The sequence below is a fragment of the Bradyrhizobium sp. BRP19 genome, assembly GCF_020194195.1.
GTDB lineage: Bacteria > Pseudomonadota > Alphaproteobacteria > Rhizobiales > Xanthobacteraceae > Bradyrhizobium > Bradyrhizobium yuanmingense.
Window position 1 is genome coordinate 1 of record NZ_JADYVZ010000057.1, and the last position, 3,030, is coordinate 3,030.

Below are 3,030 nucleotides of genomic sequence, written 5' to 3' on the forward strand. Positions count from 1 at the left end.
CTTGATGCCACTGCGTGGCCAAAGACGTTTTCGCTTGCCTTCAACATTTCGCCTGTTCAGTTGCGGGATTCCGCGCTTGGAGAGCGCATTATATCGCTCCTAGAGCAGACCGGCTTTAGTCCGCGCCGCCTGGAGATTGAAATTACAGAGAGCGCGTTCGTGGAAAGAAACGGGGCTGCGAAGACCGTAATTGACGAACTTCGTCAAGCCGGCGTCCCCGCATCGCGCTCGATGATTTCGGAACAGGTTATGCTACGCTTAGCCAGCTGCTTTCGTTTCGTCTTGACAAGATCAAGATCGATCGCAGCTTCGTGTCGCATCTCCACGACAGCACTGACAGCCGGGTGATCGTTCGTGCTATAATCGGCCTTGCTGAAGGGTTTGGTTTGACGACCACGGCCGAGGGAGTCGAAGACGAACGCCAGCTCGTCTATCTGGTGTTCAATGGTTGCACAGAAGGACAAGGCTACCTGTTCAGTGGTCCCGTTCCAGCCGCCGGTATCCCCGCGCTGCTCGATCGCGAAGCCAGCCGCGGACCGGTCACTGAAGATGGAGCAAGAAACCCACATGCGTGAGCCGACGCGCTGAGTTCAAGCGTGCTCGGGAGACACTTGATCAGAATAAAGCGTCTAGAGTTGCCGCGATACATTCGACACATCACCCTGCATTGTTGCTCAGGGCGGGCGCATTCACTTGGACAGGGCGCAGACTCTAAGAGATCACCTTGGCTCGATTACGCGATTGCGGGCGGCGGCCTGTCGTGCATCACTGTTTTGACCGACTCCAGCGTCAACGCACAGGGGCCGCGAACGGCCCTATGCGCTCAGAGTGCGCGAGCGGCCAAGCGCCTGATCTTCGACTACTCTCTTCGCTCTGGCGGCGTGCAGATGCACGATGAGCTGAATTAACGGCGATCAGATACCCGAAGTCTGGATATTGTCTCGAAGAGCCGTTATCCAAATCCCCTAACAGGCTGTTGAAAAAGGTGCTCGCCGCCGACCGGCGACCGTGATTCATTAGCTCCGACGAGATTCGGAGATGGGGCGTGCGCGGCGGCGACAATCGAACGGGCGAGCTGTTCAGCTACGTCGACCTGGAGGCGCGGGTGCGGCGTGATCATCCGCTGCGAGCGGTCCGGACGATCGTGAACGAGGCGCTGTCAACGCTGGAGCGCGAGTTTGCCGCGCTCTATTCGCCGATTGGGCGGCCGTCGATCCCGCCGGAGAAGCTGCTGCGGGCGATGCTGTTGCAGGCGTTTTATTCGATCCGCTCGGAGCGGCTTCTGATGGAGCGGCTGGAATACGACCTGCTGTTCCGCTGGTTCGTCGGAATCGGCGTCGATGACGCCGCCTGGGACCATTCGGTGTTCTCGAAGAACCGCGACCGGTTGCTGGAAGGCGACATCGCGGCCAAGTTTCTGGCGGCGGTGCTGGCGCAGCCCAAGGTGAAGAAGCTTCTGTCGAGCGATCACTTCTCGGTCGATGGCACGCTGATCGAGGCCTGGGCCTCGATGAAGAGCGTCAAGCTCAAGGAAGGCTCGGGCGAGCCGCCAGCGCAAGGCGGCGGGCGCAATGCCGAAGCGGACTTCCATGGCCAGAGACGCTCGAACGACACCCATGCTTCGACCACCGATCCCGATGCCAGGCTTTACCGCAAGGGGAAAGGCAAGGAGACGAAGCTGTGCTTCATCGGGCATGGGCTGATGGAGAACCGCCACGGCTTGCTGGTCGACGCCTGCCTGACACAGGCCGACGGGCATGCCGAACGGGTGGCCGCGCTGCACATGATCGAACCGCGTGCCGACCGGCCGACAGCGATCACGCTTGGCGCCGACAAGGCCTACGACGCAGAAGACTTCGTCAACGAGCTGCGCTCGATGAACGTGACGCCGCATGTTGCGCAGAACACCAGCGGCCGCAGCTCTGCGATCGACGGGCGAACGACCCGGCACGGCGGCTATGCCGTCAGCCAGCGCATCCGCAAGCGGATCGAGGAGGCATTCGGCTGGATCAAGACGGTCGCCGGGCAAGAGAAGACCAGCTTCCGTGGCCGTGAACGCGTCGGATGGGCCTTTACCTTCGCTGCTGCCGCCTACAATCTGGTGCGGCTGCCCAAGCTGATCGCGGAGGCCGGCTGATGGCCAAGGTGCCCGGCTTCGCCAAGGCCTTTGCCGGCCGCTGGCGCATCGTCGAAATGGACACCTGGGACGGCGACTTCCTCGATCTCGTCGAACAGGCGCATCTCACCTTCAAGGGCAAGTCCGACGGTGAAGTTGCCTTCGGTGCGCTGAAGGGCTTCCTCGACGTCCGCTACGGCACGCGAGACGGTTCGGCCTGCGCGGAGTTCTCATGGCAGGGACACGATGAGAATGACCCCACCTGCGGTCGCGGATGGGCCATGATCGGCACTGCCGGCAGGCTCGTCGGCCACTTCTACATACACAATGGCGACGATTCAGCCTTCGTTTGCGAACGCGGCTGAGTTCTTCAACAGCCTGCTAATGCCCCTCCGACTGAAGCGCCGGAGCTGTCTCCTAACGACTCCTGATTACTCCAGGGAGGGCCGGACGCACACGATCCGAATCACACTTCCACGGACATCCGCGGCTCCCCGTCAGGTGGGAGCCCTCCTGATCAGGCCGTTTATGATCAGCCAAACCTCCCAGGCCGCATTGCTCAGCACCAAACGATCCCCCAAGGCTTCCAAAACGAGACTTAGTCGGATTTGCGACATTACGTTCGAACATGACCTTGACTGTCCGATTTCTGACATGCAGTCGGTCTGGTACACTTCCTTGAAAAATTTTCCCTTACTGATCAAGCTGTCGCAGTTGGCATAGGGTTTGAACAGAGAGGCGCATCCACCGCAGCCGACCACGAAGCGGCGGCTACGCTAACGCTTCTTCGGCTGTGGCCTTTTGACGCAATGACACGAGCTGCCACATGGAGTCGGTCTCAATAGCACGTCACAAAAACTGCCCTCAATGTGGCTCTGCATTGGTCCACCTCGAGTGGCATGAACGCATCGGTG

4 protein-coding genes are annotated in these 3,030 nt (G+C 60.4%); all 4 read left to right on the plus strand.

Features of this window, described 5'->3' with window-relative positions; translation table 11 throughout:
* A partial coding sequence (locus tag I6F36_RS39810; protein WP_276573451.1) for an EAL domain-containing protein occupies positions 1-348 on the plus strand: 348 nt, incomplete at its 5' end.
* Positions 267-575 (plus strand): EAL domain-containing protein, encoded by a 309-nt coding sequence (locus I6F36_RS39815; protein WP_249790062.1) that lies wholly within the window; start codon positions 267-269, stop codon positions 573-575. The genes I6F36_RS39810 and I6F36_RS39815, both read left to right, overlap by 82 nt.
* Before the next feature lie 470 nt (positions 576-1,045).
* A complete protein-coding gene (locus tag I6F36_RS38355) occupies positions 1,046-2,137 on the plus strand; it encodes an IS5 family transposase (RefSeq protein WP_225143899.1) in 1,092 nt (363 codons plus the stop codon).
* The gene (locus tag I6F36_RS38360) at positions 2,137-2,481 is read left to right on the plus strand and encodes a hypothetical protein (RefSeq protein WP_225143902.1); all 345 of its coding nucleotides are present in this window, start codon (positions 2,137-2,139) and stop codon (positions 2,479-2,481) included. Before I6F36_RS38355 ends, I6F36_RS38360 begins: the two co-directional genes overlap by 1 nt.
* The last annotated feature ends 549 nt before the right edge of the window (positions 2,482-3,030 follow it).